At 54.5% G+C, this 12394-nt stretch carries 11 protein-coding genes and 1 tRNA gene; 8 read left to right on the plus strand and 4 right to left on the minus strand.

The annotated features are described in order from the left end of the window. The first annotated feature begins 166 nt into the window (after positions 1–166). The 7 genes from BKP64_RS11220 (at position 167) to BKP64_RS11250 (ending at position 5481) form a co-directional block, all read left to right on the plus strand. A tRNA-Leu gene (locus tag BKP64_RS11220) sits at positions 167–253 on the plus strand. A gap of 981 nt (positions 254–1234) precedes the next feature. Then, entirely contained in the window at positions 1235–1801 is a 567-nt protein-coding gene (locus BKP64_RS11225; RefSeq protein WP_157755428.1) for a hypothetical protein, read from the plus strand. 9 nt (positions 1802–1810) lie between these two features. Next, positions 1811–2344: a GTP-binding protein gene (locus BKP64_RS11230; protein WP_070969913.1), complete on the plus strand. Its 534-nt coding sequence runs from the start codon at positions 1811–1813 to the stop codon at positions 2342–2344. 56 nt (positions 2345–2400) lie between these two features. After that, on the plus strand, positions 2401–3678 hold the full coding sequence (locus BKP64_RS11235; RefSeq protein ID WP_198402611.1) for a phosphatase domain-containing putative toxin: 1278 nt from the start codon (positions 2401–2403) through the stop codon (positions 3676–3678). Positions 3679–3716: 38 nt separating this feature from the next. Then, a complete protein-coding gene (locus tag BKP64_RS11240; RefSeq protein WP_070969919.1) occupies positions 3717–4124 on the plus strand; it encodes a hypothetical protein in 408 nt (135 codons plus the stop codon). 69 nt (positions 4125–4193) lie between these two features. Then, entirely contained in the window at positions 4194–4601 is a 408-nt protein-coding gene (locus BKP64_RS11245; RefSeq protein ID WP_070969922.1) for a roadblock/LC7 domain-containing protein, read from the plus strand. 16 nt (positions 4602–4617) lie between these two features. Continuing rightward, a complete protein-coding gene (locus BKP64_RS11250) occupies positions 4618–5481 on the plus strand; it encodes a 2Fe-2S iron-sulfur cluster-binding protein (RefSeq protein ID WP_070969924.1) in 864 nt (287 codons plus the stop codon). A gap of 46 nt (positions 5482–5527) precedes the next feature. Here the strand turns inward: BKP64_RS11250 and BKP64_RS11255 are convergent, their stop codons facing one another. The 4 genes from BKP64_RS11255 to mpl form a co-directional block, all read right to left on the minus strand. After that, positions 5528–7429 carry a hypothetical protein gene (locus BKP64_RS11255; RefSeq protein ID WP_070969927.1) on the minus strand — a complete coding sequence of 634 codons (1902 nt, stop codon included), beginning with the start codon at positions 7427–7429 and terminating at the stop codon, positions 5528–5530. Between the two features lie 152 nt (positions 7430–7581). Further along, positions 7582–8721 carry an acyl-CoA dehydrogenase family protein gene (locus tag BKP64_RS11260; RefSeq protein ID WP_070969930.1) on the minus strand — a complete coding sequence of 380 codons (1140 nt, stop codon included), beginning with the start codon at positions 8719–8721 and terminating at the stop codon, positions 7582–7584. Positions 8722–8847: 126 nt separating this feature from the next. Continuing rightward, positions 8848–9495: a flavin prenyltransferase UbiX gene (locus BKP64_RS11265; protein WP_070969933.1), complete on the minus strand. Its 648-nt coding sequence runs from the start codon at positions 9493–9495 to the stop codon at positions 8848–8850. Positions 9496–9533: 38 nt separating this feature from the next. Beyond that, positions 9534–10928 (minus strand): UDP-N-acetylmuramate:L-alanyl-gamma-D-glutamyl-meso-diaminopimelate ligase, encoded by a 1395-nt coding sequence (gene mpl / locus BKP64_RS11270; RefSeq protein ID WP_070969936.1) that lies wholly within the window; start codon positions 10926–10928, stop codon positions 9534–9536. 156 nt (positions 10929–11084) lie between these two features. Here mpl and BKP64_RS11275 point away from each other — a divergent pair, with 156 nt between their 5' ends. Continuing rightward, positions 11085–12347, plus strand: a complete 1263-nt coding sequence (locus tag BKP64_RS11275; RefSeq protein ID WP_070969940.1) for a 6-phosphofructokinase — start codon at positions 11085–11087, stop codon at positions 12345–12347. The last annotated feature ends 47 nt before the right edge of the window (positions 12348–12394 follow it).

Below are 12394 nucleotides of genomic sequence, written 5' to 3' on the forward strand. Positions count from 1 at the left end.
TAACACGGAGCGATATATAGGCATAAATACCTGCCAGTGTATTTTTTAAAAAATGTTTGACAGGCTTTCAGGGAATTATTAAAGTACGCGCCATCGGTCAAGGCACATACCTTACCGTTGGCAGAAATACATAGTTTTCAACAAACTAAGATTCTGCAAATCACCTGCCGAGGTGGTGAAATTGGTAGACACGCTAGCTTCAGGTGCTAGTGGGGGCAACCCCGTGGAGGTTCAAGTCCTCTCCTCGGCACCATTCTTATACTTAAAGAATGGCCTTCCAGAGTTCATTCATCCCTGTAACAAGAAACCTATTACTATCGCCGGCACCCGCAGCTGTTATGCTGAAACCTTCCACGGAGCCACGATACCCTCAGCGCATCAAGCAAGCACCACTGCGGATGACCCCCTGTTCGAATAGCGTTGAAAAACCACGGCGATAGTGTATCCACTTTTTTAAACAATATTACCTAGCTGAGTGTTCAGTGCCAAAATCAGATCCGACGCCACCTCACTCTCAACAGGATCTAAACAGCGACGGGATTCTCAACGTATACCACCCTCCGACCTCAAACTATACGACCCCTTGTCCCTAGGAGTTGCTTCTCTCCCGAACAAGATCACCCTTCCGGAATATCAGTCAACACAAACCATACCCCATACCCGGCTAAAAAAAGCCAGCTGGCCTCTTTAATTCGATAACGATGGAGCCATCGGATCGCATCTCAGAAAAATACCTTCCTTCATGCAACACGCACACAAACATTATCCTTAAAACCAGACCATCGTTTTTCGACATACATAAAACCATCTTTGCAATATACGGACATTTAGCAATATGTCCTGTGCGTATACTCAAAGACGTTTTGAGGATGCCTGCGCTAGAGAGCGGTCTCCGCATAGCCTGCATTCGGTAGTTGAAATGCACTTCCTCACATTTAATTACACAAAAAAACATCTATACCGACCTGCAACATTAAGTTTCATTTTTACCTAACAAACACCTTTTATATGTATATATAAGCGATATATATTCCATTATTTGGCTCACGTGTCGATCTCAGACCCTTAGCTCATCAGAACAAAATTTATAAAAGCCCACGATTTGTGGCATACGCCGGAAATAATCAATTGCGGGTAATACATTTTTTCTCCGAGAAGTCGCATGACCAGTAAAGCAGAATCTTCCAGCAACACGAACACCGGGACTACTGACTTTTTCAGCCCCGATGACTCTATGATTACAAGTTTCCGCCGAGCGTCCGCGAACAAGCAGAATATTCGCATCTCGACAGACACTCATGGAGGCCTGGTACTTCTCAGCAGCCGGGGAGAATATTTTTCAGACAGTCCGGATTTGCCGGAACTTCTCCAGCTCTCTCCAGGGGCATTTCGTGTGAACCTTCTCTCCGAAGAAGACAGTGCCCCGTATGGGAACAGGGTGGGAAGAAACATAGACGAGCTGATGTGGCAAACCGCATTTTACGTTTCAAAAGGCCGCCTGATGGAGGGATGTCACTGGAACGATGTAGTTCAGCTTGATTACTGGCCCAATTTGACCCGCCTCCCTTTAACACCGGATACATTCAGGATCCTTGCTCTCTTTTACAAACACCCGACATCCATCTTCTTTGCGTCGCGGTTATTAAAGGTCCCGGCTGATGAAATGTATCAGGTTTATAGCGCAGCCCGCGCTGCCGGTTTCGCTCGCGCCATCAACCGGAAGCCAGAGGAACCCCGACTGGAGCCTCATCGCAGCCAGAGTCTCCTGTCGTCACTTCTCAGTAAACTCGCCGGGCGCTAGGAGTTCTTTGTGGAACATAAAATCATCTTCGCCGGACCTGTAGGTGCTGGCAAAACGACAGCAATACAGACCATCAGTGATATCGAGGTGGTTAGCACTGAAAGCAGAGCAAGTGACGATGTTTCAAAGCGCAAGGAAACCACAACTGTTGCTATGGATTACGGCACTCTGAACGTTGGAGGCGGACAGAAAATTCACCTGTACGGTACCCCCGGACAAGAGCGCTTCAGCTTTATGTGGGACATCATCACAATTGGGGGGCTGGGGCTGGTCTTATTACTCGACAATGACCGGGACGATCCACTTGCCGACCTGGAATTCTACATTCATGCCTTCCGCCCTTTCATCAGAAAAAGCTCCATGGTCATCGGGGTAACCCGTATGGATATGAACGCCCGGCCCGGCCTGTATTCCTACCATACCAAGCTCAGTGAACTTGGTATAAAAGCCCCGGTTTTTGAAGTCGATGCTCGCGAACGAAACGACATTTCTGTTTTGCTGCAAGCCCTGCTGGCCATGCTCGACCCGGGAGTAAAGCGGTGAATTCTCCCGGACAGAATAGTTCAAATCCATCAGTTCTTTCGCTTAGCGGATTTGGCGTGGCTTTTGGCGAGAAAACGGTTCTTGCGAGTATCGACCTTGAGGTTCCGGACCGGGAAATCACCACCCTTCTCGGGCCCAGCGGGACCGGAAAATCGACACTACTTCGTACCCTGGCCGGTTTTAACGACCCCAATCCCAATCTCCGTACCTGGGGCAATATAAGCTATATCGGCGCCTCCTTGGGCGACGGGGAACGGCCCGTACTCGCCGCACAAAACGCCAGAATGGTCATGGCGAGCATCCTCGAAAACATTGTTCAGGACCTTCCCGAGCGAAGATCTCTGTCTCCGGTACAGCAGCGTCAACTGGCGCAGAGACTTCTTGAGACAGCGGGGCTGAACGAGCTTATTGAACGGATTGATGAGCCGGTCATTCATTTGAATCTTGCGCAACAAAGACACCTGGCCACAATGCGGCTCGCGGCCACCGGCGCTCGCCTGATCTTACTGGATGAGCCAACAACCGGCCTGAATGATCAGGAAGCAGAGCGCCTGTTGAATTACATTGCTTCCGAGGGACAGCGCCGCTCAATACTCATAGCGTTGCACAACCTCTCTCATGCTTCTCTTCTTGGCGGACGCATGGTTTTGATTGCAGGTGGCAGCGTTCATGAGGCCGCAAGAACGGAGGACTTTCTCAGGCATCCGGCCAGTGAGGCTGGGAAAAGCTTTGTGAGAACCGGTTCCTGTGCAGTTGCTGCGCCCGATGCGGACCCGGACACCCTGGCTCCCGAAACGCCCCCTCCCCCGCCACTCCCGGTGGAAGCAAGATCTTATATCAGCGACAGTTTCGGCCCGAGAGGTTTTCTCTGGCTCAAGAAAGGAAAGCTGGCCGGAACACCCAGGCCCGGGATTGTTCAGGATCTGGAGTATGACCTCAAAGCATTGAAACGTGTTGGCGTCACGACTTTGATCACACTTACCGAGACCAAGCCTGACACCGAAGCTCTGGCCGAGTACGGGATTGAAAATACCTGGTCACCATTCCGCGACATGGCAGCTCCTTCTATCACTCAGGCTGCAGGCCTTTGCAAAATGATACAGAGGCTCTGTGATGAAGGTGGCGTTGTCGCTGTCCATTGTCGGGCAGGTCTCGGCCGCACAGGAACCATACTTGCCTGCTGCCTGATTTGGGAGGGTATGGCAGCACTCGACTCACTGGAAACCGTCCGACGTATCGAGCCCCGCTGGGTTCAATCCGAAGTACAAGTAGAATTCCTGGAAAAATTTGCCCTGTTTTTGACTGAACGGGTAAAAAACACGCAGGCATCCTGACGGGTCCTGTGAAAACTCAAAGATGAGGAGAATAATAAATGTCCGACCTTGATAACGCCATGCAGCAGGCAATCTCAACCATTCCCGAGTGCCTTGCCGGTGGCTATGTAGACCTGTCCAGCGGGATGCTTCTTGGCATTAAAACCGTGGACTCACACCCTGAGGAAGTTCTTGAAATGCTTGCGGCAGCCACTGCCGACCTTTTCCAGGGACCCAATGTCGTCAGCATCGAAAATATGTTCAAGAAAGCGAGAGGCTTGCCGCTTGACGACTTCCATTACTTCCAGGAAATCATCGTTAACAGCGAAAACCTCATTCACGTGTTCATGCGAACCAAAGAAAACCAGGACCACGTTGTGACCTTTGTCTGTCGAAAAACAGCCAACCTGGGCATGGTTATTACAAAAGCCCGCGCCGCTCTACCAAAGGTTGAAGCAGCACTGTAATTCATCTGCCGGCCGGGTTTACGCTCGGCCAGGCGACTCCAACAGTGTGCTATTAAACAGGAATAACGGATGAACGCCGAGACTAATTCCGGACAAAATCACCCGAAGGCAAGTGCCGCAAGGTCGATCCTGCGAGAGTTAAACGCTTCCTCAGATGACATTGAAGCCTCAGCCACAATGACAACCGACGGCTACATCATCGGTGCCGTACTGAGTAAAGATACTGACCAGGATCGGTTTGCCGCAATGTGTGCGTCTCTACTCGCATTGGCTGAAAGGGCTGCGGACGAGATCGCCCGGGGCCAGATGAAGCAACTTCTAATAGAAGGCTCTCAGGGACTTATGCTTTTGGTAAGGGCCGGCGGAGACAAGGTTCTCGCCGTGGCGGCAAAACCAACCGTCAATCTCGGACGGATCTTTCTTGAGGCACGCAAATCTGCCACAAAAATCGACCACCTCATCGGTAACGAATACTGAAGCATGAGCAATTTCAATGTTTAAAATTGAATACCTGGGAAGCCATTATAATTGTGGGCCGGAGGAGACAATACTTGAGGCTATGCTCCGGCAAGGTGTGAAGTTTCCCTTTTCATGCCGCAAAGGATCCTGCCATGCCTGCATGCATATTGTTAAAAAGGGGGCACTTCCTCCTGACTCTCAGAAAGGACTCAGTGGCGAGCAGATCAGCCAGGGTTTTTTTCTTCCCTGTCTATGCAAACCGACAGATTCCCTCTCGATTATTCCCAGAAACAGAGAACGCCTGAATAAAAATTTGCCCGTCAGTGGCACTCAGAATAGCTCATTTTTATCGCCTGACCCTGAAATGTGGGAAGCGCTGGACAATGGTCGAGTACTATCTGAAATTCTGGAAGATTTCTATACAAAAGCTTTTTCGGACGAAAGACTCTCTCCCTTTTTCCACGGTGTAACCCGGCAACGCGCGCAAGAAAAGCAGTACCTCTTCCTGAAACAAAAATTCACCGGAGAAAAAGTCTATTTCGGAGACCGACCACGAAATGCACACCATTGGATGGTCATATCCAACGACCTGTTCGATTACAGAGAGTCGTTGATGGTGGACTGTCTGAAACGTCATCATCTACCTGAACACCTGATAGAGCGATGGCGCAGTCTGGAGAACAGTTTTCGAGGGGATATTGTCAAGGATGAGCCCTGGAACCGAAAAATAGGCGATATCGAAATTCCAGTATCAGGCTACGGAGAAGTCACACTGGAAATCGGGTCGCTCTGCGATAGCTGCAACGAAGAGATAGATGTCGGCACAACCGTGCGATATCACCTTCGCCTGGGGACCCTTTACTGCCCCGACTGCATGCATTCTCTTGCTGAGCATTGAGCGGGCGATGGAGCAGCCCCACAAGCTCCTGAGCCCGCATCCCCAGTCATTCCAGCAAACTCAACAAATACCCCGATAACCTCTGGTGGCCATACTCCACCCGCGCGTAAGCGCCGGCCGGCACTTCCTCAAACTCCCGGCCGCAGTTCCGCGCACCACTGTATTTCTTGAGATAAGCCTCTTTGACGAGATTGGGCTGCCCATCCTGGAACCCGATGCCGCCCACCGGTGGATAGTACATCACCCACTCGAAACCCGCGTCGGCGTCAACATTGGGCAACCCCGACATCGCGGGATCCAGAAAACCGAACCTCAGCAAGCGATTCACAGCAAACGCATCACCCGGCTCGGGGTAGCCAAACTCCCGGGTATCAAGCTCAAGGGAAAGACCAACGAAGTTGGCCGGCTGAGGCTCATACCCGGAAAACTCATAGCTTTGGCTGGCACTGACCACCAGATCCATACCCACGGCACCAGGCTCAAGCGCGCAGTCTGAAACCGGTTCGGTGAAAACCAGTGCTGCCACCTCCGTTCCGTCCTCACTCAGGCGATAGCCAGGAAAACCAGAGATAGCGTTCGCCGGCTCCAGCCCCAGTGAACGAATGAACATTGAACCATCAGGCTGCGGAATTTGAGCGACCAACTCGGTTAAACGCCCATCTTGCAGGGTCCAGCTATAGGTAATTTCCGGGTTCCCCCCCAACTCCGTGGAACCGGCAAAGACACGCTCATGATTGTGGCACGTGGTTGAAGTTTCGAAGTAGATGCGCTGATTGTCCCAGTCGAACACCAGCCGCTCGTCGGTGCCAGCCACGTCGTAATTGATTCTGCTTTGGGGTGAAAGCGCAGCGGAGGGTAGCCACTGGGTCTGCAGTTTCGCCATGTACCCGCCAACCCCGATCAGGCGTGACAACTCCGGCATGGATGGAGAAAGGCACCCGTTGGCGGAAACCGACAGAAGCCGCCCGTCCTCGCTATAGTCAAACGCCAGTTCGGCGGAAACAAGCAGGTCAGAGCGATTTGCCGGCAGGGTGTCCGAACGCTCCGGTTCGGCATAAACACGCTGACTGGTCAGCAATACAGGATCGCTCAGCTCAATAGCTACCTGCGGCAGGGCCAATGAGTCGACGTCGACGTTGGCGTAATTGCCCTGGGCCGCGGCATCCACCACCTCTATGACATCGTCTGCATTCTGGACCAGAGAGATCCCAAGCAGAAACGCTGCCTGTCGACTCAGGAACCGTTCAGTGCCATCACTCCCCTCACTTTCAAGCAGTTCATTGAATGCTCGCGGGAACTGGCTTGCCATGAACCGGGCGAGCGCCCTGGCATAGGCATGGGCGCGATCTTCCTGAGCCAGAATGTAGTCCCTCACCAGATTGAGACCAGCCAGACTGGCGGACAGGTTGCTGCCATCATCCAGAAACAGTCCTGCCAGCGCCCGATAACGAGCCAGGGTCGTTAGCGGTGTAATATTCCGGATACCGGCAGGCGCTGACATCATGAACGCACTGCCGACAACCACATCGCCACTGCGGGTTTCTTCCAGGGTTTTACCCGGTAATGCCAATGCATACAGCGGATAATCCCTGGGGTCCAGGTCCGGCCCGATTTCCGGATCCAGCACCAGTTCCGACACGTCCAGGGAGAACTCGCCACCGGAGCCACTCAATGTTGTCGGCTCCCCGGAGGGCAAGGCCACCTCTGCTCCGTTGTCGAGCTCAACAACCAACGGACCCGGTGTAAACTGGCTGTCACCATCCATATCAAGCCAGACCCGGGCGTTGCTCAGATACCCGTCGATAACTTTGCCGGTATAGGGTGCAGGCTCACTGTATTCCACACCGTCGAAATCCCGGCCGTCCTCGGACAGCTGGTCAGATTTCTCACCACAACCGGCAAGAGCGAGCGTAAACACAGGGGCAATCAGGCAAAGGAGGCGTTTCATCGCGGCAACCGTTTATCCTTGTTGGAGGTTGTGCCGCTACTGTAGGGGATGTCGTTGCCGGAGACCTTGATAGGTTTGGCAATTTGTAAACTTTGGTAACAAAAGCGAGGCATGAGCCCCGTCGGCCTGATACGACCCCGGGGCTGAACGCATCAGAACGATCGGGCCACAATTTCCTTCATGATTTCGTTAGTGCCGGCATAGATACGCTGTACGCGCGAATCGGCCCAGGCCCGGGCAATGGGGTATTCCCACATGTAGCCATACCCACCGTGGAGCTGGACGCATTCGTCCATAACCTTGCACTGGAGGTCGGTGGTGAGCTGCTTGAGCATCGCAGCGGTCGGAATATCAAGTTTCTTGTCCAGATGAAGTTCCAGGCAGCGATCGGTGAACACTCGCGCCGAGGTGATCTCAGCCTTCATTTCGGCCATTTTGAAGCGGGTATTCTGGAAAGCGATCACCGGCTTGCCAAAGGCATTCCGCTCTTTCACATAATCCAGCGTCCACTGCCAGGCTGCTTCGGCAGCGGCCACTGCACCCAGCGCGACCTGTAAGCGCTCGGCAGCCAGTTCCTGCATCAACTGGAAGAACCCCTGCCCTTCTCCGGGGCCAATCAGGTTCTCTGCCGGAACTTTCACATCCTGGAAAAACAGCTCGGACGTATCCTGGGCCTTCATGCCTACCTTGTTCAGGTTCTGGCCTTTTTCGAAGCCTTCCCACGCAGCTTCCACCATGAACAGGCTGATACCCTTGGCACCTTCTTTGGGGTCGGTTTTGGCCACGACAATAACCACATCTGCGAGCTGGCCGTTGGTGATGAAGGTCTTGGATCCGTTCAGGAGGTAATGATCGCCCTGCTTGACCGCTGTCGCCTTAACACCTTGCAGATCCGAACCCGCACCCGGCTCAGTCATGGCAATGGCGCCAATCATCTCGCCGCTCGCCAGCTTGGGCAGATACTGAGTTTTCATCTCATCGGAACCGTAATTCAGGACATAAGGCGCAACGATGTCAGAGTGCAGGCCCCAGCCAATCCCGGTAAGACCGGCCCTTGCCACCTCCTCGATCAACACCGCGCTGTAGCGAAAATCCGCCCCCACACCGCCATACTCCTCCGGCAGACAAGGGCATAGAAAGCCCAGTTCACCGGCCTTCAGCCACAGCTCACGACTGACCTGGCCGTCCTTTTCCCATTGTTCGTGATGGGGTGCCGCTTCCTGCTCCAGAAACTTGCGGACAGAATCGCGAAAGCCCTCGAGATCGGCGTCGAAGAGAGTACGTGGAATCATGGTAAACCTCGGTGAATGACCTGCATTGTAATTGTCGTTCACCAAGTCTCGGACGGGAGACGGTTTCGCTCAATGATGAAAACCATCAATCGGGCTGACCAAAACCATCGCTGCGTGTCGCTGGCGTCAGCCCGAGCGCTTTTGTTCAGCGCGAGCCTCACCCCACCGCGGCATGAGGTCCTGGGAAATTCCGAGATGATCCAGCAGACGGGCAACCACGAAATCCACCAGATCCTGCACCGATGCCGGCCTGTGGTAAAACCCGGGGCTGGCCGGCATGATAACGGCCCCCATCCGGGTCAGCTTCAGCATGTTCTCCAGGTGAACCTCGGAGAACGGCGCTTCCCGCGGCACCAGAATCAGCGGCCGGCGCTCTTTCAGAGCCACATCTCCGGCACGCTCGATGAGATTGTTACTCGCTCCGGTGGCTAGCGCCGAAAGCGTGCCGGTGCTGCAGGGACACACCACCAGCGGAGCTCGCTCGCCGGAGCCCGAGGCCGGCGGTGCAAACCAGTCTTCCCGGCCAAACACCAACACCTGCCCCGGCTCAGCCTGCGCCCAGTTGGTCAGGGTTTCCTGCATCGCCGGTGGCGTGCCCGGTAGTTTCAGGTCGGTTTCGGTAGCGATCACAACCTGAGCGGCACGACTGATCATCACGTTCACCCGGCAGCCCGCCGCTACCAGGCACTGCAAAAGACGTAGGCCATACTGGGCGCCAGAGGCGCCGGTGAAGGCCAGGTTAATGGTTCGCACCTGCGGGGTATGCTCTGTCATGGGTCTGCCCTGAATCGAAAAAGTGATGACCGGAAAACTCAGCCCTGAATACGCTCAAGCTCGGCAACGAGTTTACCGTGGATGCCACCAAATCCACCGTTGCTCATGATGACAATGTGACAGGGGCTTGGCAGATCGTCCAAAACACGATTTATCAGTGCCTCGACCGAGTTTTCGACCCCATGGTGCCCGGTGTCATCGTGCCCTGACTGCCATTCAGCGACCAGCGCAGGTAGCCATGCCATGTCATTGAGGTTGGCCCACAGCACACGGTCGGCGACAGCGGCGCTGGGTAGCAGCGTCTGCTGATGCACACCCTGCTTCATGGTGTTGGAGCGAGGCTCGATCAACGCCACAATCGGCTCATCCCCCACCTGAGCACGGAGGCCCTCAAGGGTTGTCGCAATGGCCGTGGGGTGATGGGCAAAATCATCGTATACCCGGACACCGCCAACCTCGGCAATCAGCTCCATGCGACGCTTCACACCAGAGAACCTGCACAACGCAGCCACTGCATGATCCGGGGTCACGCCCACATGGCGAGCCGCGGCGATGGCAGCCAGGGCATTACGGACGTTATGCATACCGGTCTGGGACCATTTCAGCATAGCCACTGGCTGCTCATGATGGATAACCATGAACCGACTGCCATCTTCAGACAGTAACTCGGCCCGCCAGTCCGACGTGCGGGGTGTTTCGCTTCCGATTGCCGTGTCCTGAACTGCACTCCAGCACCCCATATCCAGTGCTTTATCCAGGTGTGGATCCACGGTGGGCCGGATAATCAGCCCCTGGGACGGCACTGTCCGGACCAGGTGATGAAACTGGCGCTCAATGGCTTCCACATTGTCGAAGATATCAGCGTGGTCAAATTCCAGGTTATTGAGAATCAGAGTGTGAGGCCGGTAATGGATGAACTTCGAGCGCTTGTCGAAAAAGGCGCTGTCATATTCGTCAGCCTCAATCACAAAAAAGTCGCTGTTGCCCAGCCTCGCTGACACCGGAAAGTCCCGGGGTACACCACCTACCAGATACCCCGGTTCAAAACCGGCCTGCTCCAGAATCCATAACAGCATCGACGTGGTGGTGGTTTTGCCATGGGTCCCCGCTACCGCAAGGACCCAGCGATGCCGGAGCACTTCCCGAGCCAGCCATTCCGGGCCAGACATGTAATCGATGTTTCGGTTGAGGACGGCTTCCACCTCCACATTGCCACGGGACATCGCATTGCCGATAAGAACCAGATCGGGCTCAGGTTCCAGGTGACTATCGCTGTACCCTTCCATCAGGTGAATGCCCTGGGCTTCCAGTTGAGTACTCATGGGCGGGTAAACGCCCTGATCGGCTCCGGTGACCGTGTGGCCAAGCTCCCGCGCCAGTACGGCCAGGCTTCCCATAAAGGTGCCACAGATTCCCAGGATATGAATATGCATTCCGCTACTGCCCTCTCCCATTGAAACCCGACAAGCCTCCCGTATCCGCCCGGGCCCGTCAAGAGCCGCGCTATCCGCAATCGTGCTCATGAAAATCCCCGTCGTTTGGCGTATCATCTGCGCCATCGTCGAACCAGCAGGAGGCTCCAGCCCGAGATGGCCATCAAGAACGCATTCTACGCTCAGTCTGGCGGGGTTACCGCCGTCATTAATGCCAGCGCATGCGGGGTCATTCAGACCGCGCGCAAACATCCGGACCAGATTGGCAAGGTCTACGCAGGTCGAAACGGTATTATTGGTGCGCTTCAGGAAGAACTGATTGATACCAGCCTTGAAAGCGACGACGCCATCCAGGCGCTGATTCATACGCCCGGTGGCGCGTTTGGTTCCTGTCGCCACAAACTTAAGAATATTTCCGAAAACCGTCGTGAATACGAACGCCTGATCGAAGTATTCCGCGCCCACGACATCGGTTATTTTTTCTACAATGGCGGTGGAGACTCTCAGGATACTGCCTACAAGGTCTCCCAGATTGCGGACAAAATGGGCTATCCCATTACCTGCATCGGTATTCCCAAGACCGTCGACAACGACCTGCCTTTCACTGACTGCTGCCCTGGTTTTGGCTCCGTTGCCAAATACATTGCCACTTCGACGCTGGAAGCAAGCCTCGATATCAAGTCTATGTGCGAGACGTCTACCAAGGTATTTATCCTGGAAGTAATGGGCCGCCATGCCGGCTGGATCGCAGCCTCCGGCGGCTTGGCTGGCCAGGGAGAAGGCGAGCCACCTCACATCATTCTGTTCCCGGAAATTCCGTTTGATCGCGAAGCCTTCCTGGCAAGGGTTGATCACTGCGTGAAGGAATACGGTTACTGCGTTGTTGTTGCCTCGGAAGGCGCCCAGTACGAAGATGGCCGATTCCTGGCAGACGCCGGCGCCAAGGATGCGTTTGGCCATACCCAGCTCGGTGGTGTTGCCCCGGCATTGGCAAACATGGTCAAGCAGGCATTAGGTCACAAATACCACTGGGCCGTTGCCGACTACCTGCAGCGCAGTGCCCGGCACATTGCCTCTGCGACCGACGTGGAGCAGGCCTACGCTGTGGGCAAATCCGCGGTGGAAATGGCACTGGCCGGAAAGCAGGCCCTGATGCCCACGATCGTTCGCGAGCAGGCCAAGCCCTATCGCTGGAAGATTGGTGAAGCTCCCCTGAGTGACGTCGCCAACCAGGAAAAGAAAATGCCGATTCACTACATCACCGACGACGGCTTTGGCATTACCCGAGACTGCAGGGACTACCTGGAGCCTCTGATTGCCGGCGAGAGCTTCCCGCCTTTTGACAATGGCCTGCCGAGGGTCGCGAAGTTAAAGAATCAACTGGTCGAAAAGAAACTGAAAACCACGTTTCAGCTCTAAATTCGCTGAATCAGTAAAAAAAGCGCCCGGAGGCCAAAACCTCCGGG

Source organism: Marinobacter salinus, from assembly GCF_001854125.1.
GTDB classification, from domain to species: Bacteria; Pseudomonadota; Gammaproteobacteria; order Pseudomonadales; family Oleiphilaceae; genus Marinobacter; species Marinobacter salinus.

Coding starts and splice junctions, on each gene's coding strand:
- BKP64_RS11225 (WP_157755428.1), top strand. CDS start 1,235: ATGATTACAAGTTTCCGCCGAGCGTCCGCGAACAAGCAGAATATTCGC.
- BKP64_RS11240 (WP_070969919.1), top strand. CDS start 3,717: ATGTCCGACCTTGATAACGCCATGCAGCAGGCAATCTCAACCATTCCC.
- BKP64_RS11245 (WP_070969922.1), top strand. CDS start 4,194: ATGAACGCCGAGACTAATTCCGGACAAAATCACCCGAAGGCAAGTGCC.
- BKP64_RS11250 (WP_070969924.1), top strand. CDS start 4,618: ATGTTTAAAATTGAATACCTGGGAAGCCATTATAATTGTGGGCCGGAG.
- BKP64_RS11255 (WP_070969927.1), bottom strand. CDS start 7,429: ATGAAACGCCTCCTTTGCCTGATTGCCCCTGTGTTTACGCTCGCTCTT.
- BKP64_RS11260 (WP_070969930.1), bottom strand. CDS start 8,721: ATGATTCCACGTACTCTCTTCGACGCCGATCTCGAGGGCTTTCGCGAT.
- BKP64_RS11265 (WP_070969933.1), bottom strand. CDS start 9,495: ATGACAGAGCATACCCCGCAGGTGCGAACCATTAACCTGGCCTTCACC.
- mpl (WP_070969936.1), bottom strand. CDS start 10,928: ATGCATATTCATATCCTGGGAATCTGTGGCACCTTTATGGGAAGCCTG.
- BKP64_RS11275 (WP_070969940.1), top strand. CDS start 11,085: ATGGCCATCAAGAACGCATTCTACGCTCAGTCTGGCGGGGTTACCGCC.